Origin of the sequence: Streptomyces liliiviolaceus (genome assembly GCF_018070025.1) — a bacterium.
In the GTDB taxonomy this organism is placed as follows: Bacteria; Actinomycetota; Actinomycetes; order Streptomycetales; family Streptomycetaceae; genus Streptomyces; species Streptomyces liliiviolaceus.
Genome location: NZ_JAGPYQ010000001.1, coordinates 7,555,159 through 7,582,012, shown reverse-complemented (window position 1 = coordinate 7,582,012; position 26,854 = coordinate 7,555,159). Strand labels below are relative to the sequence as shown.

Here is a 26,854-nt window from a genome sequence, read left to right as displayed (position 1 = left end):
GAGCATGGTCATGGGCCCATCGCACCGCGTTCCGAAGCCGTCTACCAGGGGAATCCCGAGGGGGAAATTTCTGTCAAGGGGGAACCCCGGAGGGAATTGAGGCCATGATTGAATTCCGCCCACGACAAAGGTCACACTGATGCCAGATCAGTTCGCCGAACTGCTGCTCCGGCTCCGGAAGGGCACGGGCCGGACGCAAGAGGAGCAGGCCGACGCGATCAACGCTGCCTCCGGGCGACAAACCGTGAGCCGCCGGGAGATCAGCCGCTATGAAAACTCCGAGAACGTCCCAACGAACCACACACTCGCCCACATCGCCGCGGCCTCCGGGGTCCCCGTCGACGAGCTACTCCTGGCGGCCAAAGCGGCCCGTGCCCGACGGCGTCGGGGAAACGTTCGTGAAGAGGAGGACCAGGACGACGTGAAGCGCCGCCAGCTGCTGGGCAGCGCCGCCATCGGCGTAAGCGCGGCTGCCGAGCCCTGGGGGAGGCTCGCTTTCGCTCTCAGCAAGGGCTCCCGTATCGACACGCCCGCTGCGGTCGCGCTCATCAACAGAGCTGCCGACCTGCATGTGCAGGAACTCAACCTCAGTGCCCAGCGCCTGCAACGCACGGTCGAATCGCACCTCGACGCGATCACGGTAGCCCTGCCTCATGCCGGCGAGCACGAACGGGTTCTCACCATCGCGGCCGGGGAAACCGCTGCCCTGGCCGGATGGGTGGCCTGGGACTTGAGCGAGTACGACAAGGCCGACGCCTACTACGACGTCGCGACTGCGTGCGCGACGAAGGCCGGGCACCCTGCACTCAGAGCCTTGGCTCTCACCTACGCTAGCTACGAGGCTTCGACACCGAAAAGGAAGCTGGAACTCCTCACCCAAGCTTCCAAGGACGTACGCGGTCACGGCAACGCCACGGCCGCCGCCTGGGTACTCGGAAGACATGCGGAGGAAGCTGCCGCGGTCGGCGACGAGATAGGGGCTCTGCGCGCGCTTGACCGAGCACGCTTCGCTTACGACTTTGCGGATCACACCGGCGAACAAGCGTGGGTCCGCTTCGTGACGCCGTATCGGATGGATTCGTTGGCCCTGTCCGTGTTCGGGCAGCTGGGGCGGCCCGAACTCACTCCCACGGCCGACACTGCGATCGGCCGCCTCGGGGACGAACTCCCGGACGGCGGCGTTGTCGTCCTCGGTGATCTCGCCTCGGCGCTTCTACATGGGGGCGACGTCGAACAAGGCGTTCACGTGTCACGCCAGTTCACGGCCGCATCACAAGCCAAGCCGAACACGATGGGCAAGGAACGTGCCGCGAAGATCGCCGCACGGCTCCCGGAAAGTGAGCGAGAACTCGCCCATCACCTGGGACAGTTCGCGGCTTGAGCAGATCCCATTGCCCCGGACACTGGCGACCTGAGAACCCGACTGTCGCAGCTCGCCGCGCGTCGCGTCACTTGTCAGTCCCGCGTTGTCTCCTCAACAACCCACGCCAGATACGCATCCGATCCCCCAGTCACAGGCAGCGTGATCCATTGAGGGACGTCGTACGGGTGCCTCTCGGACAACCACGTCTCCAGCTGAGGGAGGCGCTCTGTCGTGGTCATGTACGAGATACGCCACTCCAACGTCGTCTCGACCTCGCTCTTCCACCAGTAGACGGCAGTGATCGGCGCGTCAATGTGGACGCCGGCTGCCAGCTTGCTTTCAACCGCGCCCCGGGCCAGCTCCTTTGCCTGGTCCTCGTTGTCGATGGTCGTCTGTGCGATCACAATCTCGTTGGCCACGCAACTACCTCTCCAGCTCGATGTACCACGACCTTACTCAGCAGCCTCAGGTTGGCTCCGGAGAAGTAGATGGCCCTTTCGGGCGGCCTACGATGGCTCCACTCGCGTCTTCGGGGCGATCCATCGCCTCAGCGAACGTGGAGTCGTGCGCTGGCTCGCCGAAAGGCTGGAGGGGCTGGTGTCCTGAGTCGTTAATTCGTGTGCAGTATGCGGCGAGGGTGTCGAGTATGTCGTCGGCGGTCTTCGCCTAGACGAACGGCCTGGGGTTTTTGTTCCACTCGTTGATCCAGCCGCGGATGTCCCGTTCGAGTTCGATGACGCTGCGGTGGGCAGAGCGGCGGAGTTTGCGGCAGGTCAGCTCGGCGAACCAGCGTTCGACGAGGTTGAGCCAGGATGCCGAGGTGGGAGTGAAGTGCAGGTGGAAGCGGGGGTGCCGGAGCAGCCACTTCTTGACCGGCTCGGTCTTGTGGGTGGCGTAGTTGTCCAGGATCAGGTGGAGTTCGAGGTTCTTGGGGGACGGCGGCGTCGATGACCTTCAGGAAGCGGAGGAACTCCTGGTGGCGGCGGTAGTGCTGGGCGGTGACCGAGCCGGAGGCGATGTCCGGGGCGGCGAACAGGCTGGTCGTGCCGTGCCGGACGTAGTCGTGGGTCATCTTCGCCGGCGTGATCGGCGCCATCGGCAGCACAGGCTGAGTTCGGTCCAGGGCTTGTATCTGCGACTTCTCGTCCACCGAGAGGACCAGGGCGTTCTCAGGCGGGGAGGGAAATGCCCACCACGTCACGGCCCTTGGTCACGAACTGTGGGTCGGTCGACAGCTTCCACGTCTCCACGATGTGCGGCTTGAGGCCGAACGCCCGCCAGATCCGCGAGACGGCCGACTGCGACATGCCCGCTGCCCCGGCCATCGAGCGCGTCGATCAGTGCGAATCACCCGTTGGTGGCGCCTGGCCGAGCGTCGTGGCGACCAGGGCTTCGACCTGCTCGTCCGTGATCTTCCGCGGGGCTCCCGGCCGCGGCCGGTCCACCATGCCCTCCAGCCGGTCCGCGGCGAACCGGGACCGCCACTTACGCACCGTCTCCCGCGAGACACCCAGGTCATCCGCGACCTGCGCGTTCGGCAGGCCCTCCGCGCATGCCAGCACGATCCTCGACCGCAGCACCAGCGCCTGAGACGCGGTCTGCTTGCGCAACCAGCCCCGCAGCACCCGGCGTTCGTGATCGCACAACTCCAGCGGCAACGGCTTCGGGCCAGGCATCACCCCACCCTACAACCGCAAGCGAACTAACGACTCAGGACCCTAGCTCCGTAGCTGCCAACGCTCCCGGCGGTTGACGGGGATATCCCCCGTCCTGGTGGTCCGAAAGGATCACTGAGGCGGGGGTTCTCCCCGCCGCGAGGTGGCAAACATGATGTCCTGACAAGATTACGCTCAACAGCTCCTGCTTGGTTGGGATGAGGAGATGGGTGCACGCTGCAACATCGATTGTCGAGAACGAGTTTACATGGGCACGATATTTGACTACGAACTGACGATACTGGTTCCGGCTCGGTACTGTGCTGACGACTCGTCCGCTGGTGGTCAGTAGCGCTCGCCAATGATCACGTAATGGCGATAGATCACGCTAGGAAGCACCAGGAGAGAAGATGGCGTTAATAAAAAGAGGTGGCGATGCTTCACTTGAGAAGGGGGAGATATTTGCTGCCGTGCGGAGCCGCTATCCGCACCTCAGTAAAGATGAGCATGAACGGCTCACAGCAGAACTGATTAGATGGATTGTGAAAGCCCTACAAGAAGGCAGAAATATTGGGGCATTCAGAGAAATGCCGAATGGCGACATTGAGATCAGCATGGTCGCCCTTGTTGAACAAGCCGCCACGCAAATAACCAAGTGACGCGGAGTGGTTATGGAGAACACCGATGCCCCGCGCGCTCAGATAATAGTCTCACTAAACGGAGACCGTTCATTCGTCGAGACAAGGGGCTATGTTAGCCGTAGTAGCCGGAAGGCTGAACTGCCAGAGCAGGAAGCCCAGGAGAGTCCTTACGTAACGACTCTCTATGACTCTAAAGATCTTGAAAAATTGCGGCACAGAAGTTTTTGGTGTGTTCAAGTCGCCATGTTCGCGGGTCTCGTATTTATTGCGACTGGTATCGCTGCAGTTCTCTTCTCGCCTGATTTGACGAAAGGAATCGTAGCTGGTTTTGCGAGTGGAGTTGGCTCAGCTACCGCGTTCTACCTTCGCGCAACACATATGAAAGTCTTCAATGGAATATTGAATCACATTATTGCGCAAGGTAAGCTCAACAATGACATCGCCCACCGAGCTGCCTTTTGGAAGACGTGGAATAAGGCAGTGGACAGTGGCGATCCAGCGACTGTCCGTACGCTCTTCGAGCTCTTCCCGCACGCGAAGGGTAAAGGCAAGTAAATGGCCACATACTTTTCGCTCTATCTGGGTGCTAAAATAGGGCGTACGCCGCGACCTGCTTAGAAACGGTCGAGGCATACGTATTAGTGGATCCTGCGGATGGCCTATCTGTCCGTCTCCGGAGATAGATCAACACCCTCAACGAGACCAATCATGTTGATCTCAAAGCCGCCATTCGGCAGTTCTTGGAACGACCCAAGATTCTTGCCCTTCCGCAGGTATTGGGCAATAATTTTGATAAGCTCCTTTGCGGGCTCGTCGACGGAGCTAGGGTCCTGAGTCGTTAGTTCGCTTGCGGTTGTGCGATCACGAACGCCGGGTGCTGCGGGGCTGGTTGCGCAAGCAGACCGCGTCTCAGGCGCTGGTGCTGCGGTCGAGGATCGTGCTGGCATGCGCGGAGGGCCTGCCGAACGCGCAGGTCGCGGATGACCTGGGTGTCTCGCGGCGGTAGTCGGTCCAAGCGAAGCTCTTGCGTCCGTCGCGTCGGCCGTCGTCGCGGCGGGGCCGGTAGATCAGCCGGGAACGTTCACCGGGCTTGTAGCAGGTCAGGGCGGCGATCGAGATGCGGCGGCGGGAGGTGCCGCGGACCCGGATGACGGGTGTCTGCCCGCGGCGGGCCCAGGTGCGGGCGATGGGCGGCGTCATCGAGAGGCTCAGTCAAGATTTCCGTGATGGGGTCACACAGCGTGAGAGCGGTCAAGCGAGGAGGACTCGCTTGCGGAGCAGGGCGAATCCGGCCCGTCCGTACATCTGTCGCTTCAACATCTTGATCCGGTTGACGTGTCCTTCGACGGGGCCCGAACTCCAGGGCAGCGTCAGTCCTGCGACGACGGCGTCGTGGTCGCGCTGGAGCCCGTCGACGAAGGCATGAAAGGCTGGCAGGTCATCGGCGCGGACTGTGTCTGTCCAGTTGCTGATGGCTTCAGGTCACTGCAGAGCCCCGGTCGCCGGCGGGAGCCTGGTGGCGGATCGCTTCGTGAGATTGAACATGGCCAGGGGGAAATCCCTTGGTCGCGGCGGGATCGTCCAGGTCACCAGCACTGCCACCATCTTGTGTAGAAGGGGGAGTTGGCCTGCTGCTCCTCGTTGGAGGATCCGGGTTCCGGATTCGGGCTGCAATCGGCCTACTGCCACCGATCCTGTTCTGGAGTTGCTGATCGAACCACACATCGGAGGGGACTCCGTCTCCCCGTCGCGGTAGACGACATTGAGGACTGGAGCGAAGCGACGCGGATTTCTTGGGGCGATCTGGTAGCCGAGTCTGCGCCGCCCTGAGCAGCACGGACTGTCCGTCATGACGCTCGTTTGACGCTCTGGCCGCTCTCAGGCTGCACAGCGAGCTAAGAAAGCGCCCCTGAACTGGCCTTTTCCGCGACTCACAGGAGCCGACATTTTTCCGATGACGCATCATGTGGAGTGCGTGGCGATTCTGGAGCCGGTCGCCAAGGGCGTCTGAGTTGCGGGTCGTTCGCGTAGGGCCTTGCCTTGGGCGGTCTGTTCGTGTGCTGCGGGGAGCTGCTCCGGATCGGGCTGGTCCGGGGCGGTCTTGGGGTGGTGCAGGCGGAGGGTGATCAAGGCCGTGAGGGTGAAGACCGTGGTCTCGTACGTCATGGCGTGCGTGAATGACGCGTTCGTGTTCGCCGCCGGGGCGAAATAGGCCAGCCCTGCCATCGTCACGCCGATCGAGCCGCCGAGTTGCTGGGCCGTGGGGAGCAGGCCGGACACCGACGTCGCTGCGGGGCCCCGTACGCCTGCCAGGACCAGTGTGAACACCGCGGCCGTGAACAGGCCGAACGCGGCGCCCCCGGCTGCCAGGACCGGCAGGACCGGCAGTGCCGCGTGGTGGACGGGCCCGGTGTCGATGAGCGGTGCGAGTGCCGCGGCCGTGGCCGCGAGGACCAGCGCCGCCGTCGTCAGCGTCGTCGTGCCCCAGCGGCGCGAGAGGGCCGGGGCGGCCCGGCTGCCCGCCACTGCCGCCGCAGCGAACGGTGCCGACACCAGCGCGGCGGACAGCGCCGTATATCCGAGTGCGGACTGCAGGTGGAGGAAGAGCAGGTACGTGAAGGAGGGGACTCCGGCGTTGAAGACGAACACCAGCAGTACGCCCCGCCGCGCGGTTCCGTCGCGCAGGACCGACGGGTGGATCAGGGGGTTCGGCCGGTGCCTCAGGGTGCGCACGAAGCAGGTGAGGGTCGTCGCGGCCACGGCGAAGGAGGCCCACGTCCACCAGGGCCAGCCGGCCTCCCGGCCCAGCGCGCACGGGACGATCAGCGCGGCGAAGCCTGTGGTGGACAGTGCCGCTCCCGGCCAGTCCACCCGTTCTCCGGACGTGTCCCGCGTGGGCAGCAGCAGGGCCGAACCAGCCAGCGGGACCAGTGCCACCGGCACCGTGACCAGGAAGACCGCGCGCCAGCCGAGGCCGAAGAGGTCGGCGCCGACGAGCAGCCCGCCGACGAGGGGTCCGGCCAGCGAGGCCACGCCCATCGTGGCGCCGTACAGGGCGAGGGCCCGTGGGCGGCGGTCCGGTGGAACGCCGGTGCGGATGAGTGAGAGCACCTGCGGGGCGACCAGGCCGCTGCCCGCACCCTGCACCAGCCGGGCCGCGATCAGCCAGCCGGCACCGGGCGCGGCGGCGCAGGCCAGCGAGCCGGCCGTGAACACCGCGGTGCCCAGCGCGAACAGCCGCCGGTAGCCGTAGCGGTCGCCCAGCCGTGCGGCGGTGATGAGCAGACACGCGTACGCCAGGGTGTATCCGGCCAGCACGAGCTGCACCGCGCCGGGGCCCGCGCCCAGACCCGACTGGATGGCCGGCGCGGCGATCTGCGCGATCGTGACGTTGAGCAGCTGTACGAAGGTCGCGCTCAGCACCACCGGGAGGAGCGGGACGCGTCGGCCGGTCACCGGGTCAGGGCCTCGGCGAGTTCCTGCGGGCGGGCGGCGAACGGGCTGTGGCTGCCCGGAAGCGTGCGGACCGTGAACGGCTCGTCCGGCAGGGCCCGGTCGGCCTCCGCGATCATCAGGTCCTGCGTGGCCGTCGGCAGCGCCCGGTCGTCCGCGCAGCGCAGGAAGGTGCGGGGGATACGGCCCCACCGCGCCGCGGTCAGGGTGACGGGGGTCGTCGGGACGGCCAGGGGCAGGTCGGGGCTGAGCGCGGAGCGCCAGCGGTCGAAGCGGTCGGCGGGCGTGTCGTGGTAGTGGGTCTGCCGTAGTTCCTCGACGTAGGCGGGGTCCTGCGACAGAGGGTCGATCCGTACGGCGCCCAGGGCCTCCGGGTCACCGAGGTTGAGGCTCTGCCCGCGAGCGGTGGTGTTCTCGGGCGCGCCCAGGTAGTCGAAGAACCGGGGACGGCCCGCGGGCACGAACGCGGAGAGATAGACGACCTGGTCGACCAGTTCGGGCGCGCGTTCCGCCGCCAGCGACGCGGGACCGCCGCCCGCGCTGTGCGCGACGAGCACGACACGGCCGTAGCGGCGGACCCGGCGCAGTGTGTCCAGGACGGCCTCGGCGCAGTCGTCCATCGTCACGTCGGCGAGCCGCGACCTCTCGGTCAGCAGGCCGGGGCGGCCGGGCAGCAGGTATCCGCTGGGCAGGGGAGCGCCGAAGCCGTGTCCCGGCAGGTCGACGGCGACGCTCGCGGCACCGAGGCCGGCGAGCGCCCGCTGCGTCGCCGCCCACTGCCACGAGCCGTGCCAGGCGCCGTGGACCAGGACGAAGACGGTGCTCACCTGATGAGCGGTGGTGTTCGGGGAGGGAGGCATGGCCCCATCCCAAGCGATCACCGTCCGTCGATCCAGCAGAAGATATGGCACGCTGAGCGGCGATACTTTGTGTGTATGGGTGCCAGGTGCCAGGTACGGAGGGGAGCGGTATGGAAGCGCGGCATCTGCGGTACGCGCTCGCCCTCGCCGAGCACCGGCACTTCGGCCGCGCCGCGCGTGCGCTGGGCATCGCGCAGCCCCCGCTGTCCAAACAGATCGCCGACCTGGAGCGGGAGACCGGGGCCCGGCTGTTCGACCGTACGCGCCAGGGTGTGTTCCCGACCGCCGCGGGTGAGGCGTTCCTCGCCAGGGCGCGGCGGGCGCTGGAGGAGATGACGGCGGCCAGGACCGACGCCGGCCGGGCCGCGCGCGGCGAGACGGGACGGTTGCGGCTCGGGTTCATCGCCTCCGCGCTGCTGGACCCGCTCCCGGACGTCCTGGGCCGGTTCGGGCGTGAGCGGCCCGACGTACGGCTGGAGCTGCACGAGATGGCGTCCCGCCGCGGCACCGCCGCTCTCGTCGCCGGTGAACTGGACGTGGCGGTCACCCTCGGACCGCCCCGGGGCGCGGGCGCCGAGCATCTGGTGTCCGTCCCCGTCGGACACGACCATCTGATCGCCGTGGTCGGCAGCGCGCACCCCTACGCGGGCCAGGCGTCGGTGAGCGTGGACCAGTTGCGGCGGCAGCCGCTGATCGTGGCCACCGGGGAGGACGAGCCCGTCATCGCCGCCGGGCTGCGCGCCCTGCTGGGCGAGGACGCGGCGGCGCTGGAAGGTGCCACCGTGGCCAGGGACGTGCACACGATCATGGGCCTGGCCGCCTGCGGGGTCGGGGTGGGCCTCGGACCCTCCCGGATGCGGGAAGCGGCGAGGCCGGGGATCCGGTTCTGCGAGGTGACTCCGAGGACGGCGTTGCCCGACCTGGTCCTGTCCTTCGCCCACCGGGACCGTTCCCCCGCCCTGGACGCCTTCCTCGACGTCGTCCGCCGGAACTGCCCCGACGTCGGCGCCGCGCTCGACCTGCGGTTGGGCCGGGCTTGAGGGCCCCGTGACCCGCTCGCATCGATGTGCAGGGACCCACGGACCAGTCTGCAGGGACGGCACGGACCACGAGTCGCCGTCGACGTGTCCGCCGGAGGAACTCGGCAGACGCCGTTGACGTGTCCGCCCGCGGAACCCGGCGTCGACCGCGTGGTCGTCGACGCCACCGGTGGTTCACCCGTCCCGGGACGCCCGCCACCGCGCCAGGGCCGCGGGCAGATGCTCCTCCACGCGGGCGGGCAACGGCTCGCCCTGCGTCGTCGCGATGAGGGCTTTCGCCACGTCGTGCACCTTGGTGTTGGAGTGCTGGGACACATGGACCAGGATCTGCCAGGCCTCCTCGGCGGTGCACGACCAGGCCGCCATCAGCACCCCGCGCGCCATGTCGACTATCGGCCGCCGCTCCAGAGCCTTCTTGAGCTGCTCCGTCTCCGCCAGCAGCTGCTCCCCGGTCGGCATCCTGCCCTCGGTGCAGCCGACTTCACGACTGATCTCGCGCTGTGCGCCGTGCGGGGGCCGTTCTGCGAGATCGCGCCGGGAGCCGGGGCGCTGGGAAGGGCGCATGTGGGGAGCCTTCCCGCCCGTTGTCGGTCGACACATCGACACATCGATGCATCGGCGGTCCGGTGTCGGGGCGCGTGTTGTCGCAGGGGCGATCGGCCGGCCGGCGGTCAGCGGTCAGCGGCCGAGTGCCTTCGCCAGTTGCTGCTTGTTCATCGACGAACGGCCCTCGATGTTGCGCTTCTTCGCCTCCGCGTACAGCTGATCCCTCGTCGGCCCCTGGGCGCCGCTGTGCGAGCGCTCGCCGCCGCGCTGCGGGGCGGACTTCCTGTCCTGGGTCGACGTCCTGCTCGCCGTCTTCGACTCGCCGGCGCGGGCCCTCTCCTTGTTCACGGTGCGTGCCGCGATCTCCTTCGCACGCCCCGTCGACGTGCCGCGCTTCTCGGCGCTCTCCTTGATGTGCTCGTACTGACGCTCGCGCTTCGCGTTGGAACCCTGCGGCATGACGAACTCCTCCCGGACCGGGGGCGGTCGGCTCGGCCGGGCCCTCGTTTCGATGATGTCCCGCGTACCCCTCGGTCGGTTTCTCACCCGGAACACGCGTCTCCCATCTGATGCGGTGCCCCACCGGGTGTGCGAGCGGACGGCGACCGAACGGATGAGCCGACAACTCCGCCCGGGCCCTCGGCGAAACGTGGCCCTTGGCGAAACGCGACCCTCGGCGGAGCACGCCCCTCCGGCGCTCCGGCTCTTCGGCCCTCCAGCTCTCCGCGCGAGGCGGACGTCCCCCGATCGCCCCCTGAACCCCCTCTGCGCCAAGGAGGTTGAGCCGAGCGCTGTCACGCACGGTGTGTAGGTCGCTACGCTTGTTCCGGTGCGGGTGACTCCGTATCGGGAGTGATCGGGAGCGATCGGGAGCGTCGGGAAGGCGGTGCGCGGCGACATGGGTGCCTCTGTCAGGGGACTGCTGGACAGTCTGTCTCCAACGGCGGACGAGGAAGAGCGCCGTGAATGGGCGGTCGCCTGCGCCCACGCCCTCGGCCTCGGCGGGATCGCGGTCTCTCTGGGACGGGAACTGGTGTGGTTCAGCGACAGCACCAGCGCACGGCTGGAGGACATGCAGTTCGTCCTGGGGCAGGGCCCGGGCCTGCTGATCGAGGACGAGACGGAAGTACGGCAGGTGCCCGACCTCGGCCGGCTGCTGGCACGGCAGTGGCCGCAGTTCGCCGCCGAGGCGGAGGAGCTCGACATCGCCGCTCTCTTCGTCTGGCCCGTGCACATCGGCGCCGTACGCACCGGGACGATGACCGGATACCGGCGTACGCCGGGACCGCTCACCCGGCAGCAGCTGACCGAGGGCTGGCTGGTGGCCGACGCGCTCGCGGAGCAGGTGCTCAAGAACTGGCCGGCCGTCTCCAGCGCACACAACGGCCGTGGCCACACGGGCATGGTGGATCTGCACCGCGCCGAGGTGCACCAGGCCACCGGCGTGCTCAGCGCACGACTCGGCGTATCGCTGGCCGAGGCCCTGGACCGGCTGCGGAGCGAGGCCTACACCTCGGGCCGGGCCCTGACGGAAACCGCCCGGGACATCATCGAGCGGGAGCTGCCGCGATGACACCACCGGACCAGGTCGACCGCACGGAGGAAAGCCGGTGCGGGGGACAAGGAGTTTGCCCATGAGCAGGGAGCAGCACATCGCCCGCACTTTCGTGGAACTCGCCGACACACTGGTGGAGGACTTCGACGTCATCGGGTTCCTGCAGCAGATGACCGTCCGATGCCAGGAACTCCTCGACGTCACGGACGCCGCGGTCTTCCTGTCGCACGGGACGGGCCTGTACAGCCCCGCCCCGTGCGACCCCAGCCCCGCCCTGGCGCGCGTACTGGACTTCGCCTGCGGTGAGGGCCCGGCGGTGGAGGCCCACCGCACCGCCCGCCCGGTCGACGCGTACGGCAGGGGAGACGCGCACGGCCGGGGCGACGACGCACACGGCCGGGGAGACGCGCACGGTCCGGTCGACGAGACCCGCCCAAGGCCGGGGCCGGAGTTCACCACGCGCCTGCGGCAGGCCGGTTACTTCCTCGCCGTCGCCCTGCCGATGCGGCTGCGCCAGGAGACCATCGGCAGCCTGCTGCTCCTGCGCGCCGCCGACCGGCCCCTGGACGCCGACGACCTGGCCCTCGCCCAGACCCTCGCCGACGCCGCCACCATCGGTCTGCTGCACGCCCGCACCATCCGGCAGCAGGACACCGTGAACGAACAGCTCCACACGGCCCTGCAGAGCCGCATCATCATCGAACAGGCGAAAGGGTTGCTCGCCGCCCGCCGCAACATCACCCTGAACCGGGCGTTCGAGATCATGCGCCGGCACGCCCGGCAGCACCGGCTGCTGCTCAGCAAGGTCGCCCGGGACGTGATCGACACCGGTTCCACGCTGCGCAGTTCCGTCGTGCTGCCGCACCCGAGCGCGGCCGACGCCGAGTGACACCGCCTCGGCGCGGGGCGGTCGTGGCGCGGGGTGCTTCGTGAGAAGCGGGAGCACCCCGGCGTGTGTCGCGTACCGCCCGTGCCGTCGTGCGCTTTGATCTGCGGAGGTAAGCGTCGCGCCGCGCAGGGCGCCGACGAGGCGACGACTCGTCGACGGAGTGCACGGCATGACAAGAGGCACGACAAAAAGCACGACAAAAAGCACGACACAAGGCACGACTAAAAGCACGACACAAGGCGCGACAAAAGGCACGACGAGCAGCACGACGAGGAACGTGACCGGCGCGGCCGGGAAAGCGGCCGAGAGCGGGGCCGCCCAGGAGCCCACCGGAGTGCCTACCGGAGTGCCCACCGGAGCGCCCGCCGAGGAGCCCGGCACCGTCCACTGGCTCTTCGGCGACCAGCTCGGCCCCCACTTCATCGACCCCGCGCGCGGCGGCCCGCGCCGGGACGCGCCGCTGCTGATGATCGAGGCCCGCAGCGTCCTGCGCCGACGGCGGTTCCACCGCGCCAAGGCCCATCTGATCCTGTCCGCGATGCGCCACCGCGCCGCCGAACTCGGTGACCGCGTGCGGTACGTCAAGGCGGACACCTACCGCGAGGGGCTGCGGGAGGCGGTCGGGGACGCCCCGGTGACCGTCCACCACCCCACGTCCCACGCGGCCCTCGCCCTCGTACGCTCCCTGCCCTCCGTACGTGTCCTGCCGGCCCGCGGTTTCCTCGTGACGCACGACGAGTTCGGGCGCTGGGCGGACGGCCGCGGTACGAAGCACCTGCGCCAGGAGGACTTCTACCGCTGGGTCCGCCAGTCGCACGACCTGCTGATGGAGGGCGACCGGCCGGCCGGCGGGCGCTGGAACCTGGACCACGACAACCGGCAGCCCCCGCCGCGCGGCGCCACCGACCTGGGCGTCCCGGCCCCGTACCACCCCCGCGAGAGCGAGATCGACGACGAGGTGCGGGCCGATCTCGACCGCTGGTCGCGCGACGGGGACGTCGAGTTCGTCGGCGAGGACGGGCCGCGCGGGTTCCCCGCCACCCGCCGCGAGGCGCTGGCCGCGCTCCACCGCTTCGTCGAGCACCGGCTCGCGACCTTCGGCGCGTACGAGGACGCGGTGCTCACCGAGGACGCGACGATGAGCCACAGCCTGCTCTCCTCCTCGCTCAACCTCGGCCTGCTGGACCCCGCCGAATGCGCCGAGCGGGCGGAGGCGGCCTGGCGGTCGGGAGACGTGCCGCTCAACAGCGCCGAGGGGTTCGTCCGGCAGATCACCGGCTGGCGCGAGTACGTCTGGCACGTCTACTGGCATTTCGGCACGCGGTACCGCGAGAGCAACGCGCTGGGCCACCACGAGCCGCTGCCCGACTGGTTCACGGACCTCTCCCCGGAAGGGACCGACGCGAACTGTCTCCGGCACGTCCTCCGGCAGGTCGGTGAGACCGGCTGGACGCACCACATCCCCCGTCTGATGATCCTCGGCAGTCTCGCCCTGCAACGGGGATGGGAGCCCGGGGCCGTCACCGACTGGTTCCACCGCAGCTTCGTCGACGGCTACGACTGGGTGATGGTCCCGAACGTGGTCGGCATGTCGCAGTACGCCGACGGGGGCCGCATGACCACCAAGCCGTACACGTCCGGTGGCGCGTACATCAACCGCATGAGCGACTTCTGCGGCTCCTGCCGCTACAAGCCGACCGTGCGGGTGGGCGAGGACGCCTGCCCCTTCACCGCCGGGTACTGGAACCTCCTGCACCGCCACCGCACCCGGTTCGAGCACAACCCGCGGATGACGCAGGCTGTACGGGGGCTCGACCGCCTCACCGATCTCGAAGAGCTGCTGGAGCAGGAGCGCGACCGCAGGGACCGATGACCGGGGCACCGGCCCCGGCCCCCGGCGCCCCGGAGAGGAACAGCACGTGGAGCCCGAACAGCAACCGCTCTTCGAGTGGTCGGACACCGCACCGGCGCCCGAGCGGCCCGCGAGTTCTGAGGGGACCGCGGAGAGCGCCGGCGGGACCGCGGGCGGGCTCTACGCGTTCCGGGACAGCCCCCAGGCCCGCCGGATGCTCGACGTCCGGGAGGTGTACGCCGAACCGGCGGCCCTGGACTCCCCGCGCGGGCAGCAGATCATGGCCCGGCTGCCGGGCGTGCGGGTGACCGAGGTCGACGGCCACTGGCGCATCCCCTCCCTGCACGGCAACGACGGCAACATCGCCCGCTGGGTCCGCATCAAGACCGACACGCTCGTCCTCGGCGTCAAGCACGGCCTCAGCACGCGCCCCAACGGCAGGTCGGCCGACTGGATCGCCCCGGGCACCTCCAACGGCTGCGCGATGGCCTGCGCGTACTGCTACGTCCCCCGCCGCAAGGGGTTCGCCAACCCCATCACCCTGTTCACGAACATCGAGGCGATCGTCGCCCACGTACAGCGGCACGTGCGGGCGCAGGGCCCCAAACCGGAGCCCAACCAGTGCGACCCCACGGCCTGGGTCTACGACATCGGGGAGAACGGTGACTGTTCCGTCGACGCCCTGGTCTGCGACAACACCGCGGATCTCGTCGCCGCGTTCCGCCGCCTGCCGACGGCGAAGGCCTCCTTCGCGACCAAGTTCGTCAACCCGGACCTGCTCGCGCTCGACCCGCAGGGCCGCACCCGCGTGCGCTTCTCCGTCATGCCGACCGACGACGCCCGGCTCCTCGACATCCGTACGAGCCCGGTCCCCGAGCGGATCGCGGCGGCGGCCGACTTCCTCGACGCCGGGTACGAGGTCCACTTCAACCTCTCGCCCGTGGTGCTGCGCCCGGGGTGGGAGCGGGACTGGGCCGATCTGCTCCGCCACCTCGACGACGTCCTGCCCGCCCGGGTGAAGGAGCAGGCGGCGGCCGAGGTCATCATGCTGACCCACAACCAGGCGCTCCACGAGGTCAACCTCGGCTGGCACCCGCGCGCCGAGGACGTGCTGTGGCAGCCGGGGATCCAGGAGACCAAGCGTTCGCAGAACGGCGCGCTGAACGTGCGCTACGCCCTGGAGACCAAGCAGCGGGCCCTCGCGCGGCTGCGGGAACTGCTGGCAGCGCATGCGCCGTGGCTGCGTATCAGGTACGCCTTCTAGGGACGGTTCCGGAAGGGGTCCGGGAATGGTTCCGGGAAGGTTCCGGGTGAGAGAGGGAGCGGCGCGATGCGGTTCCGCACGAGTGACCTCACGGGCCCCGGCTACGGACGGCGCCGCCACGGCCGCGGCTTCCGCTACCTCGACACCGAGGGCAAGGCCCTCCCCGCCGGCCCGGAGACGCGGCGCGTACGCGATCTCGTCATCCCCCCTGCCTGGCAGGACGTGTGGATCTCCCCGCACCCGAACGGCCACATCCAGGCGGTCGGCACGGACGAGGCAGGCCGCCGCCAGTACCTCTACCACCCCCTCTTCCGCGAGAAGCAGGAAGCCGCCAAGCACACCCGCGTCCTGGAGGTGGGCGCCGCGCTGCCCGAGGTGCGACGACAGGTCGGCAAGGCCCTCGAAGGCTCGGGCCTGAGCCGGGAGAGGGTGCTCTCGCTCGGTGTCCGCCTCCTCGACCTCGGCTTCTTCCGCGTCGGCGACGACCGGTACGCGAAGACGAACGAGTCCTACGGCCTGACGACCGTCCGGCGCCACCAGGTCACCTGCGGCAGGGGCGCGGTCGGCTTCGACTACGCCGCCAAGAGCGGGCGCCGCTACCGCCGGGAGATCGTCGACGAGCAGGTCTACAGCGGAGTCCGGGCCCTGCTCCGCCGCGGTGACGGCGACGACCACCTCTTCGCGTACTGGGAGGCGCGCAGCTGGCACACCATCGACGCCACCGACCTGAACGGATACCTGCGCGACCTCGCGGGCCTGGAGATCACCAGCAAGGACTTCCGGACCTGGCACGCCACGGTGCTCGCCGCCGTCGCGCTCGGGGTGTCGGCCGAGGTGGCGGACACCTCGCCGACCGCCCGGAAGCGGGCCGCCGCGCGGGCGGTCCGCGAGGTCGCCGGCTACCTCGGCAACACCCCGTCCGTGTGCCGGGCCTCCTACATCAACCCGCGCCTGTTCGAACTCTTCGACGAGGGCAGGACGATCGCACCCGCTCTGGCGTCCCTGGGCTCCGTCCCGGTCGCGGGCGCACTGGCCACACAGCCGGTGGAAGAGGCGGTACTGCGGCTGCTGAGCCGTTAGCGGCAGCCATAGCCATCCCCAGGTCGGATGCCACCCGAAGTGCGCCCTGCCACGAAGAGCCGGACAGTGGGGAGGGCCGTCCATCGCGGGGGCCGAAATCGAGGGAGCGTGCGGACCGTGGCGAAGGACAAGGACAAGGACAAGAAGCTCAGCAAGGGGGACAAGGTCTCCTGGAGCAGTCATGGGCAGACCGTCCCCGGCAAGGTGAAGAAGAAGATCACGGGCCGTGCCGAGGTGGCGGGCCGTACCGTCGACGCCTCGAAGGACGAGCCGCAGTACGAGGTCGAGAGCGACAAGTCCGGCCGCGACGCCGTCCACAAGCCCGGGTCGCTGCGCAAGAAGAGCAGCGGTTCATGAGCGCCGGCAAGACCGACACGGATCGCGCGGACACGGTCGAGGAGTTCGGCGAGGCTGTCAACATGACGCCCGGCGCCCTCAAGGAGTGGCTGGACACGGACGACTCGAAGAGCGTGGGCCAGTCGGACGGCGGCGGCGAGAGCGTGGGGCACGCGTCCGGGCGCCGTATCGTCCGCCTGCTGGAGAAGAAGAAGGCCGACCTGACCGACGCCGATGTCGCCCATATGCGCAAGGTCGTCGGCTATGTGCACCGCCACCTCAAGCAGCGCCCCTCGGGCGACGTCACGGACACGCCGTGGCGGTACTCGCTGATGAACTGGGGCCACGACCCGAAGGCGTGACCACGATGCCGGTGCGGTCGTCCGTGCGGTTGAACGCGAAACCCGGGCCGGTCCGGAGGGACCGACCCGGGTATCGACCCTCAGCGGGTCACCGGACTCAGATCAGGTCGAAGCGGTCCGCGTTCGAGACCTTGACCCACGCCTCGACGAAGTCCTTCACGAACTTCTCCTTCGCGTCGTCGCTCGCGTAGACCTCGGCGAGCGCACGCAGCTCGGAGTTCGAGCCGAAGACCAGGTCGGCACGGGTGCCGGTCCACTTGACCTCGCCCGTGGACGCGTCGCGGCCCTCGAACGCGGTCTGGTCGGACGAGGTGGAGCTCCACGTCGTACCGAGGTCCAGGAGGTTGACGAAGAAGTCGTTCGTCAGGGTCCCCGGCTTGTCGGTGAGGACGCCGTGCGCGGACTGGCCGTGGTTGGCGCCCAGGACGCGCAGGCCGCCGACGAGGACGGTCAGCTCGGGAGCGCTCAGCTTGAGCAGGTTCGCCTTGTCGATCAGCAGGAACTCGGCCGGCAGGCGGTTGCCCTTGCCGAGGTAGTTGCGGAACCCGTCCGCGGTCGGCTCCAGCGCGGCGAACGACTCGACGTCCGTCTGCTCCTGCGACGCGTCGGTACGACCCGGGGTGAACGGCACCTCGATCTCGACGCCGCCGTCCTTCGCGGCCTTCTCGACGCCCGCCGCACCGGCGAGGACGATCAGGTCGGCGAGGGAGATCTGCTTGCCGCCGGTGTGAGCGGAGTTGAAGGACGACTGGACGCCTTCGAGGGTCCGCAGCACCGAGGCCAGCTGGTCCGGGCTGTTGACCTCCCAGCCGCTCTGCGGCTGGAGGCGGATGCGCGCGCCGTTGGCGCCGCCGCGCTTGTCGCTGCCACGGAAGGTCGAGGCCGAGGCCCACGCCGTGGACACCAGCTCGGAGACCGTGAGGCCCGAGGCGAGGATCTGGCTCTTCAGCTCGGCGATGTCCGCCGCGTCGACCAGCTCGTGCGTGACGGCCGGGACCGGGTCCTGCCACAGCAGGGTCTCCTCCGGGACCTCCGGGCCGAGGTAGAGGGACTTCGGGCCCAGGTCACGGTGGGTGAGCTTGTACCAGGCACGGGCGAAGGCGTCCGCGAACTGGTCGGGGTTCTCGTAGAAGCGGCGCGAGATCTCCTCGTACGCCGGGTCGAAGCGCAGCGCCAGGTCGGCCGTCAGCATCTTCGGGGCGTGGCTCTTCGACGGGTCGTGCGCGTCCGGGATCGTACCGGCGCCCGCGCCGTCCTTCGCGATCCACTGGTTGGCACCGGCGGGGCTCTGGGTCAGCTCCCACTCGTACTCGAAGAGGTTCTTGAAGAAGCCGTTGCTCCACTGGGTGGGCGTGCTCGTCCAGGTGACCTCAAGGCCACTGGTGATGGCGTCGCCGCCCTTGCCGGTGCCGTAGGTGCTCTTCCAGCCGAGGCCCTGCTCCTCGAACGAGGCGGCCTCGGGGTCGTCGCCGACGCTCTCCGAGGGGCCCGCGCCGTGGGTCTTGCCGAAGGTGTGACCGCCCGCGATCAGAGCGACCGTCTCCTCGTCGTTCATCGCCATCCGGCGGAACGTCTCACGGATGTCACGGGCCGAGGCCAGCGGGTCCGGGTTGCCGTTCGGGCCCTCGGGGTTGACGTAGATGAGGCCCATCTGGACGGCGCCGAGCGGGTTCTCCAGCTCACGGTCGCCCGTGTAGCGCTCGTCGGCGAGCCAGGTGGTCTCGGGACCCCAGTAGACGTCCTCGTCGGGCTCCCACACGTCGGCGCGGCCACCGGCGAAGCCGAAGGTCTCGAAGCCCATCGTCTCCAGGGCGACGTTGCCGGTGAGGATCATGAGGTCGGCCCAGGACAGGCTCTGGCCGTACTTCTTCTTCACGGGCCACAGCAGACGGCGGGCCTTGTCGAGGTTGACGTTGTCCGGCCAGCTGTTCAGCGGGGCGAAACGCTGCTGACCGGCGCCGCCGCCACCGCGGCCGTCGCTGATGCGGTACGTGCCGGCGCTGTGCCAGGCCATACGGATCATGAGCGGGCCGTAGTTGCCGAAGTCCGCGGGCCACCAGTCCTGCGAGGTGGTCAGGACCTCGGCGATGTCACGTTTGACCGCGGGGAGGTCGAGGCCCTGGAACGCCTCGGCGTAGTCGAACTCCTCACCGAGGGGGTTCGACACGGCCGGGTTCTTGGCAAGGATCTTCAGGTTGAGGCGCTCGGGCCACCACTGACGGTTGTCTCCGCCCTGGGTCGGGTGCGGGGCGCGGCCGTGTGCGACGGGGCAGCCTCCCGCCTCCTGCGGCTCAGGGTCCGTGACGATCGCGTCATGGTTCTCGGTCATGGGAAATCCTTCCGAACGGGGTGGATCACATGCTCAACGGGGTGGATCACTTGCTCAGGAACTGAGGCTGGTGGGACTGGGGGACTCGGTGGCACAGGCGGGGCACAGGCCCCAGTAGATGACCTCGGCCTCGTCGACCGCGAAGCCGTGGTCCTGGGACGCGGTGAGACAGGGGGCGTGGCCGGTCGCGCAGTCGACGTCGGCCACGACGCCGCACGACCGGCACACGAGGTGATGGTGGTTGTCCCCGACACGACCCTCGAAGAGGGCCGGGCTGCCGGGGGGCTCGATGCGACGGACGAGTTTCACCGTGGTCAGCGCGTGAAGTGCCTCGTACACGGCTTGCAGCGAGATGTGGCCCACGCGGGCTCGTACCTCGGTGGCGATGGCCTCCACACCGAGATGATCACCCGCCCGGACGGTTTCGAGCAGCGCGACACGGGCGGCCGTCACCCGCAGGCCGGCGCCGCGCAGCTCTTCGGCGGTCGTCGGTGTGCCGGGTGCGGTCATGGACCCAACCTACTGACATAAACACGAACAGTTCAAGTAAATGAACGGTACAGGTTTGGATGCGTGGGCTTGGGGTGCCGTTCACCTGCCGGTGGGGGTGTCGGCGCAGGTCAGCGGGGGCCTTGTCCTGCAAGGGGTGTGGCCCGGTGGGGGGGGGTGATTCGGCTGCGGGCCGGTGGGGGCTGGTCGCGCAGCTCCCCGCGCCCCTGGAGCGGCTGCGCCGCCATCCAGAGGCGCGGGGGTCAGTACACGTCCCGGACGTAGCGCTTCTCCGACGCCAGCTGCTTGACGTATGCGGCGGCCTCCGGCTCGGCCAGGCCGCCGTGGGTGACCGCGATGTCCCGCAGGGCCCGGTCGACGTCCTTGGCCATGCGGGAGGCGTCGCCGCAGACGTAGAAGCGGGCGCCGCCCTGGAGCCAGGACCACAGCTCGGGGCCGTGTTCGCGCAGCCGGTCCTGGACGTAGACCTTGGCGCGCTGGTCGCGGGAGAAAGCCGTGTCCAGCCGGGTGAGGGTGCCGTCGGCGAGGAAGCCGTCCAGCTCCTCCTCGTAGTAGAAGTCGGTCGCCCGGTGCTGCTCGCCGAAGAACAGCCAGTTCGGCGCCCGGTGCCCGAGGGCCCGCCGCTCCTCCAGGAAGCCGACGAAGGGGGCGACGCCGGTGCCGGGCCCGACCATCACCATCGGGGTCGCCGGATCGGCCGGTGGCCTGAAATGCGGGGAGCGCTGTACGAAGACGGGGACCGGCGTGCCCGCCTCGGCATCGGCGAGAAAGGGCGAGCAGACCCCGCCGCGGGCCCGGCCGCCCAGATTCTCGTACCGCACGACGGAGACCGTGAGTGACACGTGGTGCGGGTCGGTGAGGGGGCTGGACGATATGGAGTACAGGCGGGGCTGGAGCCGCTTCAGGACGTCGGCCCATTCCTGGGCGTTCGCGCGCACCGGATGTTCGGCGAGGACGTCGACGGCCTGACGCCCCCAACTCCACTGGGCCAGACCGTCCTTGTTGTCGGGCCGCAGCAGCCGCTTCAACTCGCGGTTGTCACCGGTCCGTTCGGCGACGAAGCGCAGCAGGTCCGGGGAGATCCGGGTGATGTCGAGGTGGCGGACGAGGGCGTCGCCGAGGGAGGTGTGCCCGACTCCGCCGACCACGACGCCGGTTGTGGGGTCGAGCCCGGCCACGTCCAGCCATTCCCCCACCAGGGCGGGCGAGTTGAGCGGCCGTACCCCGAGCGAGTCCCCGGCCTCGTACGTCAGCGGGATGTCACCACCCCGGGTGTCGAAGGTGAACCGGCGTACCTCCTTGCCCGCACCGGGCAGGCTGAGCAGCCGGTTCCCGACGAGCCGCGCGGTGACGGCGGGCTTGCTCGACACGGTCGGCGCCGTGGCGGGCGCGGGTTCCTTCACGGCCGCGAGTGCGTCGACCACCTGGTCGAGCCAGGCCCGCGCGGACGGCTCGTAGTCCGGCTCGCAGTCGGTACGCGGAGCCAGTCGCACCCCGCCCAGCTCGTCCAGCCGCTGATCGAGCCGCCGCCCGTGCCCGCAGAAGTCGTCGTACGAGGAGTCGCCGAGGGCGAGCACGGCATAGCGCACGCCGTCCATACGGGGTGGCTCGGGCGACTCCTCGGCCAGGGCCTCCCAGAACCCGGAGCCGTTGTCGGGCGCGTCCCCGTCGCCGAACGTACTGGTGATGAGCAGCAGGTCCGCCCCCGCCGGCAGGGCACGCGGATCGGCGTCGTCCATGCCGAGGAGCGTGGCCCTGTGCCCACTGGCGATGAGCTGTTCGGCGGTCGCACCGGCGAACCCCTCGGCGTTCCCGGTCTGCGAGGCCCACAGGACGACGACTTCGCGGAGGGGTGCGGCGGCTTCCACGGCCCGAGGGGTGTCGGCCGCGCGGGAGTACATCCCGGCGAGAACACCGTTCACCCAGAGCGCGTGCTCCGCGTCGAAGGGCGCGTCCCCCGGAAGCACGGGCACACCGGGCGCCCCCGCGGGAAGCACGGCGAGGAAGCCGGTGAGGTAGTGGCGCTCGGAGGCGGAGAGGCGGGGCGGGGGGCTGGGCTCCAGCCCGAAGATTTCTTCAGCTCCCGCACTTTCACCCCCTCCGGCGCCTGTACTCCCAGCCTCTCCGGCGTTTGAGGAGCGGGGGCCCGGGGGCAGCGCCCCCGACGGGGTCCGGGGCGCCGCCCCGGTTTCGGGAAGGGGCGGGGTGGGGGAGGAAACCCGGGTCAGAGCCACCGCACACACCTTCAACTCCGGCTGGAACGACACGGGATCAACGGCGTCACTGGTGACGGCATTGACGCTCAGGTACTCCCCGAACAGGTCGTTCCAGTGGAACGGCGCGAACAGATTCCCCGACCGCACCCGGTCCGTGACCACCGCGGGCAACACGGCCCGCCCCCGCCGGGACGCGACCTCGACCCGGTCCCCGTCACCCACCCCCAGCGCCGCCGCGTCCTCCGGATGCACCTCCACGAACGGCCCGGCATTCAGCCTGTTGAGCCGGGCCACCCGCCCCGTCTTGGTCAGCGTGTGCCACTGATGCTGCACCCGCCCGGTGTTCAGCACGAACGGAAAGTCGTCGTCGGGCAACTCGGCGGCGGGCAGATGCGGCCGGGCATGGAACACGGCCCGCCCACTGGCGGTCGGAAAGACCGGCTCACCGGAGCCGACGTACCGGATCGGATTCCGGTCGGGTCCCTCCACGTCCGCGGCCGGCCACTGCACGGAGGTGTCCCGCAGCCGCTCGTACGTGACGCCCCGCAGATCCCACCCCGTCCCCGGATTCCACGCCCGCTTGATCTCCTCGAAGATCTCCTCCGCGCTCGCGTACGAGAACCCCTTCTCGTACCCCATCTCGCAGGCCACCCGCGCGATGAGCCGCCAGTCCGCGAGCGCCTCGCCGGGCGGGTCGACGGCGGGCCGGGCGAGCGTGAGGTTGCGTTCGCTGTTGATGAGCACGCCCTCGGTCTCGGTCCACATCGCGGCGGGGAGCACGACATCGGCGTACGCGTTGGTCTCGGTCTCGGCGAACACGTCCTGCGTGACGACGAACTCGGCGGCTTCGAGGCCCTCGATGACCGTGCGGCGGTTGGCCACCGAGGCGACCGGGTTGGTGCAGATGATCCAGCAGGCCTTGATCTCGCCGTCGGCCATCTTCCGGAACATCTCGACGGTGCCCTTGCCGACCCCGTCCTTGCGGAGGGTGTCGGGCGGCAGCTCCCACAGCTCCTCGACGAAGGCCCGCTCGTGGTCGACGAGTACGGACCGCTGCCCCGGCAGACCGGGCCCCATGTACCCCATCTCGCGCCCGCCCATGGCATTGGGCTGCCCGGTGAGGGAGAAGGGCCCGGACCCCGGGCGGCAGATCGCGCCGGTGGCGAGATGCAGGTTGACCAGGGCGTTCGTGTTCCAGGTGCCGTGCGTGGACTGGTTGAGGCCCATGGTCCACAGGCTCATCCACTCGCCCGCCTCGCCGATCAGCCGCGCGGCGGCACGGATGTCGTCCTCCGGGATGCCGGTGATCTCGGCGACGGCGGCGGGCGGGTAGTCGGCGAGGAAGCCGGGCATCGCCTCCCAGCCCTCGGTGTGGGCGGCGATGAAGGCGGGATCCGTGTGCCCGTTCTCGTGCAGCAGATACAGCAGCCCGTTCAGCAGGGCGAGATCCGTACCCGGCCTGATCCGCAGATACAGATCTGCCTTGTCGGCGGTGGCGGTGCGCCGCGGGTCGACGACGATCACCTTCGCGCCCGCCGACTTCACCCGGTCCATCATCCGCAGGAACAGGACCGGATGGCAGTCGGCCATGTTCGAGCCGATGACGAGGAAGACGTCCGCCGACTCGAAGTCCTGGTACGAGCCGGGCGGCCCGTCCGCCCCCAGCGACAGCTTGTAACCGGCGCCCGCGCTCGCCATGCACAGCCGCGAGTTGGACTCGATCTGATTCGTCCGCACGAAACCCTTGGCCAGCTTGTTCGCCAGGTACTGGGCCTCCAGGCTCAGCTGCCCCGAGACGTAGAAGGCGAAGGCGTCCGGGCCGTGCTCGTCGACGACCGCGCGCAGCCGCCGCGCGGTCTCGGCTATCGCCGCGTCCACGGACGCCGGTGCGGGCCCGGCCCCGCGGTCCTCCCGTACGAGCGCGGTGGAGAGCCGCCCCGGCGCCGCGAGCATGTCCGCGGTGGTCGCCCCCTTGGTGCACAGCCGGCCGCGATTCGCCGGGTGCGCCTTGTCGCCGGTCGCCTTGAGGACCGTACGCCGTCCGTCGGGGCCCATGCCGATGTCGAGGACCAGGCCGCAGCCGACACCGCAGTACGAGCAGACCGTGCGCACCTGGGAGGCGGGGGAGGACGAGGACGTAGGGGAGGACGAGGGGTCAGGGGAGGACGAGGACGTGGGGGAGGTCGTGCTCACACGCTGCCCTTCTCCGGCTTTTCTCGGGAGCTCCGACTGTACGAATTGCCCGTTACGCCTGTGTCACGTGGCGTGATCTTGAGGGGTTACACCCGTCACACAACGGCGGCCGGCCCGGTGTGAGGGGTCGGTGCAAGGGTCGGCCCGGGGCCGACGCGAGGGCCGGTTCGTGGGCCGATTCATGGGCCGGTCGTGGGTTTCGCAGCCTACGGCGGTCGGCTGCGGACCGTGTCGCATTCGGCCGAACGGGTGACCATGCGCAACAATGGCCCGACAGTGACCGGTGCAAACAATCAGCACGAATCCGGGCACTGCTCAAGGCAGCGATCAGGACAGCATTCAGTGCACGACAGGGCGGGGGGAGCCGGTGAACAGCCACGACGTCACCGATGAACAGTGGGAAGGGCTCGCCCAGGTAGTTCCTCTGCGCGGGCGCGATGCCTGGCCGTCGGCGGTCGGACATCGGGCGCTGCCGGAGGCGGAGACCGAGACGCGGCGCCGCTTCGTGGTGCTGCGCATCAACATCTTCGCGGACGCCCGCGAGGTCGCCGAGACCCTGATGGCCGGAATTCCGGTCCTCCTGGATCTCACCAGCGCCGAGACGGACGTCGCCAAGCGTGTACTCGACTTCAGCACGGGTGTGGTCTTCGGCCTGGCGAGCGGGATGCACCGGGTCGACAAGAACGTCTTCCTGCTGACGCCGCCGGGTACCGAGGTGGCGGGGCTGATGCAGGGGGCCGGGATTCCCGGCGTGTGACGTTCACGGCGTGTGACGTTCACGGCGCCGGTGTTCGCGGCGCGGGCGTTCACGGCGTTGGCGTTCCCGGCAACTTCCGTGACCGGGTACCCCGATCGTAGGAAGGTCCGCGGACGAAACGGTTCCGCCTCTGGGCGGAGTCCTACGGTCCGGATATGACCGTGCCTCCCCGCGTCCCCCGCCAAGGTGAGAAGACCGCGCAGTTCCCCGCGCCCCTGAGGGGGCTGGGGAGCACTGGGACGCGGTCCCGGTCCGACCGGCCGTGCGTCACCGAGCTCCGGCTGTCCGCGTTCGGCGTGCACCGCGGGGCCAGCTTCCCGCTCGGGCCTCTCAGTTTGTTGTGCGGGCCCAGCGGGAGTGGGAAGTCCACCGCCCTGAGGGCGTACGAGGCACTGGCGCGGCTCGGTGGCGGTGCCGAACTCGGTGAGGTGTTCCCGGAACCGGCCGACTGCGTGCCGGAGCGGGCCCGGCCCGACGCCCAACGGCGCCGCGGGTTCCGTATCGGGTGCACGGCGGACGGCCCCGAGGGCCCCGTACGACTCGATGTGGCGGTACAGGCCGAACCCCGACTCCGCATCGTGGGCGAGCGGTTGACCGCCGGAGGGCGCACCCTGCTGGAGACGGCCCTGCGGGATCCGGCGCGCCGGGCGGTGCAGGCGGCCTGGCACACCGCGGGCTCGTCCCTCGTGACGAGGGCGCCGCTCCCCGACGACCGGCTCGGCACCGCGCTCCTGCCGCTGCGGGTCGCGGGCAGGACGGACGGCCAGCGCCAAGTCCTCGCCGCCGCCCAGCAGATGGTGGTCGCGCTGCGGTCGGTCTTCGTGTGCGACCCGCAGCCCCGCGCCATGCGCACCGATGTGCCGCTCGGCACGGGACGGCTGCTGCGCGGCTGCGACAACCTCGCCGAAGTGCTGTGGCGCACGCGCTCCGAGTGCGGGCGGCGGCACGGACTGCTGGTCGACGCGGTACGGGCGGGATGCGCGGGACCGGTCCACGACGTACTGGCCGAGCCCGGGGCCGACGGGACGGGTGCGGGCGGCACGGTCCGGGCGCTCCTCGACCGGGGTGACGGGCTGCGTACACCGCTCGGCCGCCTGGGGAACGGCGAACTGCGCTACCTCGCGCTGGCCCTGGTGCTGCTCACCGGGCCCGGTGTCCTGGAGGTCGACCCGGCGGGCGAGGTACCCGCGGCGCTGCAGACGCTCACCGTGCTCGTCGACGGGTTCGACCGCGATCTGGACGCCCGGCAACGGGAAGGGCTCGTACGGCTGGCGGCCCGGATGTGCGAACGAGGACACATCCGGCTGGTGGGGGCCGTGAGCGACGCGTCCTGGGCGGCGGGAACGGGCGGGGTGACGGTGGTAGACCTTGCACCGTGACCGAACTTGATGTGGCGACCCTGCAGCGCCGACTGGCCGCGTTCGCCGCGGCGCGGAACTGGGAGCCCTACCACACGCCCAAGAACCTCGTCGCCGCGCTCAGCGTGGAGGCGTCCGAACTCGTCGAGATCTTCCAGTGGTTGACGCCTGAGGAGTCGGCCCGGGTGATGGACGACCCGAAGAGAGCGCCGCGTGTACGGGACGAAGTCGCGGACGTGCTCGCGTACCTGCTCCAGCTGTGCGAGGTCCTCGGAGTCGATCTGCTCGCGGCGCTGGACGCGAAGATCGACCGCAACGAGGGGAGGTTCCCGGTGGCGGAGTGACACACGCCGGCCGGGCTCGCTGCCTACTGCCACCAACTGTCACCAACTGCGCCAACTCCCGTGCTGTGGACGGAAAAACGGACCAACAATTCCGATTGTCACTCTCCGGAGTTGTTGATCTGTTCATATTCGATTCCGTGTCCGCAGATTTCAGACTTCCTCTGGCTTTTCGTCCCGAGGCAGCTCACTCTGGGTAGTGGCAGGCGGAGTTCGGGCAGGCGCGTGCACAGCGCGTCGGGACAGACGGGGAC

At 69.5% G+C, this 26,854-nt stretch carries 21 protein-coding genes and 4 pseudogenes; 14 read left to right on the top strand and 11 right to left on the bottom strand.

The genetic code is table 11. From position 1 onward, the window contains the following. Positions 1-139 precede the first annotated feature (139 nt). Complete coding sequence (locus J8N05_RS32310) at positions 140-1,381, top strand: helix-turn-helix domain-containing protein (protein WP_210889066.1); 1,242 nt, start codon at positions 140-142, stop codon at positions 1,379-1,381. 74 nt (positions 1,382-1,455) lie between these two features. On the opposite strand, the gene cutA is transcribed toward J8N05_RS32310, so the two are convergent. Then, entirely contained in the window at positions 1,456-1,782 is a 327-nt protein-coding gene (gene cutA, locus J8N05_RS32305) for a divalent-cation tolerance protein CutA (RefSeq protein WP_210889064.1), read from the bottom strand. 250 nt (positions 1,783-2,032) lie between these two features. After that, positions 2,033-3,039, bottom strand: a pseudogene (locus tag J8N05_RS32300) (IS630 family transposase); the annotation flags it as partial. A 389-nt stretch (positions 3,040-3,428) separates the two neighbouring features. Here J8N05_RS32300 and J8N05_RS32295 point away from each other — a divergent pair. After that, positions 3,429-3,677 carry a hypothetical protein gene (locus J8N05_RS32295; RefSeq protein ID WP_210889062.1) on the top strand — a complete coding sequence of 83 codons (249 nt, stop codon included), beginning with the start codon at positions 3,429-3,431 and terminating at the stop codon, positions 3,675-3,677. Positions 3,678-3,689: 12 nt separating this feature from the next. Next, positions 3,690-4,214 carry a TRADD-N-associated membrane domain-containing protein gene (locus J8N05_RS32290; protein ID WP_210889060.1) on the top strand — a complete coding sequence of 175 codons (525 nt, stop codon included), beginning with the start codon at positions 3,690-3,692 and terminating at the stop codon, positions 4,212-4,214. 444 nt (positions 4,215-4,658) lie between these two features. On the opposite strand, the pseudogene J8N05_RS32280 reads toward J8N05_RS32290, so the two are convergent. From J8N05_RS32280 to J8N05_RS32265, 4 genes and pseudogenes are all read right to left on the bottom strand, one after another. Beyond that, a pseudogene (locus J8N05_RS32280) lies at positions 4,659-4,862 on the bottom strand (IS630 family transposase); the annotation flags it as partial. A gap of 48 nt (positions 4,863-4,910) precedes the next feature. Next, a pseudogene (locus tag J8N05_RS32275) lies at positions 4,911-5,123 on the bottom strand (transposase); the annotation flags it as partial. A gap of 780 nt (positions 5,124-5,903) precedes the next feature. Beyond that, positions 5,904-7,082 (bottom strand): annotated as a pseudogene (locus J8N05_RS32270) (MFS transporter); the annotation flags it as partial. Between the two features lie 29 nt (positions 7,083-7,111). Then, a complete protein-coding gene (locus tag J8N05_RS32265) occupies positions 7,112-7,972 on the bottom strand; it encodes an alpha/beta fold hydrolase (RefSeq protein WP_210889056.1) in 861 nt (286 codons plus the stop codon). A gap of 110 nt (positions 7,973-8,082) precedes the next feature. On the opposite strand from J8N05_RS32265, the gene J8N05_RS32260 reads away from it, so the two are divergent. After that, positions 8,083-9,012, top strand: coding sequence for a LysR family transcriptional regulator (locus J8N05_RS32260; protein ID WP_210889054.1), 930 nt, complete (start codon positions 8,083-8,085; stop codon positions 9,010-9,012). Between the two features lie 174 nt (positions 9,013-9,186). Here J8N05_RS32260 and J8N05_RS32255 read toward each other — a convergent pair whose 3' ends face one another. Together J8N05_RS32255 and J8N05_RS32250 are read right to left on the bottom strand one after the other, a co-directional pair. Next, positions 9,187-9,576 (bottom strand): ANTAR domain-containing protein, encoded by a 390-nt coding sequence (locus J8N05_RS32255; protein WP_210889052.1) that lies wholly within the window; start codon positions 9,574-9,576, stop codon positions 9,187-9,189. A 114-nt stretch (positions 9,577-9,690) separates the two neighbouring features. Further along, positions 9,691-10,017: a plasmid stabilization protein gene (locus J8N05_RS32250; RefSeq protein WP_210889050.1), complete on the bottom strand. Its 327-nt coding sequence runs from the start codon at positions 10,015-10,017 to the stop codon at positions 9,691-9,693. A gap of 439 nt (positions 10,018-10,456) precedes the next feature. Here J8N05_RS32250 and J8N05_RS32245 point away from each other — a divergent pair, with 439 nt between their 5' ends. From J8N05_RS32245 to J8N05_RS32215, 7 genes are all read left to right on the top strand, one after another. Continuing rightward, positions 10,457-11,131: an ANTAR domain-containing protein gene (locus J8N05_RS32245; RefSeq protein ID WP_210889047.1), complete on the top strand. Its 675-nt coding sequence runs from the start codon at positions 10,457-10,459 to the stop codon at positions 11,129-11,131. A 61-nt stretch (positions 11,132-11,192) separates the two neighbouring features. Continuing rightward, the gene (locus J8N05_RS32240) at positions 11,193-12,002 is read left to right on the top strand and encodes a GAF and ANTAR domain-containing protein (RefSeq protein WP_210889045.1); all 810 of its coding nucleotides are present in this window, start codon (positions 11,193-11,195) and stop codon (positions 12,000-12,002) included. A 334-nt stretch (positions 12,003-12,336) separates the two neighbouring features. Continuing rightward, a complete protein-coding gene (locus J8N05_RS32235; protein WP_247706596.1) occupies positions 12,337-13,875 on the top strand; it encodes a cryptochrome/photolyase family protein in 1,539 nt (512 codons plus the stop codon). A 46-nt stretch (positions 13,876-13,921) separates the two neighbouring features. Next, on the top strand, positions 13,922-15,118 hold the full coding sequence (locus J8N05_RS32230) for a spore photoproduct lyase family protein (protein ID WP_210889043.1): 1,197 nt from the start codon (positions 13,922-13,924) through the stop codon (positions 15,116-15,118). A gap of 66 nt (positions 15,119-15,184) precedes the next feature. Next, on the top strand, positions 15,185-16,198 hold the full coding sequence (locus J8N05_RS32225; RefSeq protein WP_210889041.1) for a DNA topoisomerase IB: 1,014 nt from the start codon (positions 15,185-15,187) through the stop codon (positions 16,196-16,198). Between the two features lie 117 nt (positions 16,199-16,315). Next, the gene (locus J8N05_RS32220) at positions 16,316-16,555 is read left to right on the top strand and encodes a hypervirulence associated TUDOR domain-containing protein (protein WP_247706595.1); all 240 of its coding nucleotides are present in this window, start codon (positions 16,316-16,318) and stop codon (positions 16,553-16,555) included. After that, on the top strand, positions 16,552-16,896 hold the full coding sequence (locus J8N05_RS32215) for a DUF3140 domain-containing protein (RefSeq protein ID WP_210889037.1): 345 nt from the start codon (positions 16,552-16,554) through the stop codon (positions 16,894-16,896). Before J8N05_RS32220 ends, J8N05_RS32215 begins: the two co-directional genes overlap by 4 nt. Positions 16,897-16,993: 97 nt before the next feature. Here the strand turns inward: J8N05_RS32215 and katG are convergent, their stop codons facing one another. The 3 genes from katG to J8N05_RS32200 all read right to left on the bottom strand — a co-directional run bounded on the left by katG (position 16,994) and on the right by J8N05_RS32200 (position 24,006). After that, on the bottom strand, positions 16,994-19,225 hold the full coding sequence (katG, locus tag J8N05_RS32210; RefSeq protein WP_210889035.1) for a catalase/peroxidase HPI: 2,232 nt from the start codon (positions 19,223-19,225) through the stop codon (positions 16,994-16,996). A 54-nt stretch (positions 19,226-19,279) separates the two neighbouring features. Further along, positions 19,280-19,735: a Fur family transcriptional regulator gene (locus tag J8N05_RS32205; RefSeq protein WP_210889033.1), complete on the bottom strand. Its 456-nt coding sequence runs from the start codon at positions 19,733-19,735 to the stop codon at positions 19,280-19,282. Between the two features lie 242 nt (positions 19,736-19,977). Next, positions 19,978-24,006: a molybdopterin-dependent oxidoreductase gene (locus J8N05_RS32200; protein ID WP_247706798.1), complete on the bottom strand. Its 4,029-nt coding sequence runs from the start codon at positions 24,004-24,006 to the stop codon at positions 19,978-19,980. Positions 24,007-24,511: 505 nt separating this feature from the next. On the opposite strand from J8N05_RS32200, the gene J8N05_RS32195 reads away from it, so the two are divergent. From J8N05_RS32195 to J8N05_RS32185, 3 genes are all read left to right on the top strand, one after another. After that, positions 24,512-24,901: a cell division protein SepF gene (locus tag J8N05_RS32195; RefSeq protein WP_107021571.1), complete on the top strand. Its 390-nt coding sequence runs from the start codon at positions 24,512-24,514 to the stop codon at positions 24,899-24,901. 155 nt (positions 24,902-25,056) lie between these two features. Further along, positions 25,057-26,280, top strand: coding sequence for an AAA family ATPase (locus J8N05_RS32190; protein ID WP_247706594.1), 1,224 nt, complete (start codon positions 25,057-25,059; stop codon positions 26,278-26,280). Further along, positions 26,277-26,603, top strand: a complete 327-nt coding sequence (locus J8N05_RS32185; RefSeq protein ID WP_210889031.1) for a nucleotide pyrophosphohydrolase — start codon at positions 26,277-26,279, stop codon at positions 26,601-26,603. The genes J8N05_RS32190 and J8N05_RS32185 overlap by 4 nt, the downstream gene beginning before the upstream one ends. The last annotated feature ends 251 nt before the right edge of the window (positions 26,604-26,854 follow it).

Coding starts and splice junctions, on each gene's coding strand:
- J8N05_RS32310 (WP_210889066.1), top strand. CDS start 140: ATGCCAGATCAGTTCGCCGAACTGCTGCTCCGGCTCCGGAAGGGCACG.
- J8N05_RS32295 (WP_210889062.1), top strand. CDS start 3,429: ATGGCGTTAATAAAAAGAGGTGGCGATGCTTCACTTGAGAAGGGGGAG.
- J8N05_RS32290 (WP_210889060.1), top strand. CDS start 3,690: ATGGAGAACACCGATGCCCCGCGCGCTCAGATAATAGTCTCACTAAAC.
- J8N05_RS32265 (WP_210889056.1), bottom strand. CDS start 7,972: ATGCCTCCCTCCCCGAACACCACCGCTCATCAGGTGAGCACCGTCTTC.
- J8N05_RS32260 (WP_210889054.1), top strand. CDS start 8,083: ATGGAAGCGCGGCATCTGCGGTACGCGCTCGCCCTCGCCGAGCACCGG.
- J8N05_RS32255 (WP_210889052.1), bottom strand. CDS start 9,576: ATGCGCCCTTCCCAGCGCCCCGGCTCCCGGCGCGATCTCGCAGAACGG.
- J8N05_RS32250 (WP_210889050.1), bottom strand. CDS start 10,017: ATGCCGCAGGGTTCCAACGCGAAGCGCGAGCGTCAGTACGAGCACATC.
- J8N05_RS32245 (WP_210889047.1), top strand. CDS start 10,457: ATGGGTGCCTCTGTCAGGGGACTGCTGGACAGTCTGTCTCCAACGGCG.
- J8N05_RS32240 (WP_210889045.1), top strand. CDS start 11,193: ATGAGCAGGGAGCAGCACATCGCCCGCACTTTCGTGGAACTCGCCGAC.
- J8N05_RS32225 (WP_210889041.1), top strand. CDS start 15,185: ATGCGGTTCCGCACGAGTGACCTCACGGGCCCCGGCTACGGACGGCGC.
- J8N05_RS32215 (WP_210889037.1), top strand. CDS start 16,552: ATGAGCGCCGGCAAGACCGACACGGATCGCGCGGACACGGTCGAGGAG.
- katG (WP_210889035.1), bottom strand. CDS start 19,225: ATGACCGAGAACCATGACGCGATCGTCACGGACCCTGAGCCGCAGGAG.
- J8N05_RS32205 (WP_210889033.1), bottom strand. CDS start 19,735: ATGACCGCACCCGGCACACCGACGACCGCCGAAGAGCTGCGCGGCGCC.
- J8N05_RS32200 (WP_247706798.1), bottom strand. CDS start 24,006: ATGGGCCCCGACGGACGGCGTACGGTCCTCAAGGCGACCGGCGACAAG.
- J8N05_RS32190 (WP_247706594.1), top strand. CDS start 25,057: ATGACCGTGCCTCCCCGCGTCCCCCGCCAAGGTGAGAAGACCGCGCAG.